This window comes from Streptomyces sp. ATLC9 (genome assembly GCF_057196705.1).
This window is the reverse complement of record NZ_JBXUOY010000623.1, coordinates 1-329: the sequence shown is the minus strand read 5'-3', so window position 1 is coordinate 329 and position 329 is coordinate 1. Positions and strand designations below refer to the sequence as shown.

General features: G+C 73.3%; 1 protein-coding gene. It reads right to left on the bottom strand.

Going from position 1 to position 329, the window contains the following annotated elements:
* Positions 1 to 307 (bottom strand): DDE-type integrase/transposase/recombinase (locus tag AC2CJA_RS27370; RefSeq protein ID WP_484605298.1); only part of this gene is annotated, 307 nt, incomplete at its 3' end.
* Between the last annotated feature and the right edge of the window lie 22 nt (positions 308 to 329).

The following is a 329-nucleotide window of genomic DNA, read 5'->3' as shown; positions in this document are numbered from 1 at the left end:
CGTGGGCCATGTCGAGAGCGTCGACGACGAGCTCGGCGCGGTGGTGGTCGGCCATGGCGTAGCCGACGACCTCGCGGGTGGCCAGGTCCAGCCAGCGGGCGAGGTAGAGCCAGCCCTCAGCGGTGGGCAGGTAGGTGATGTCGCCGACCGGCTTGGTCACGGGGCGCTCGGCATGGAAGTCGCGGCCGATGAGGTCCGGGGCCGGCTTCGCCTTCGTATCCGGCCGGGTCAGTGAGCGGTGCTTGCGGCGGCCGGCGCCGCGAATGTCGCGCTCGCGCATGACGCGGGCGATGCGCTTGCGGTTCACCCGCTGCCCCAGGCGGCGGAGC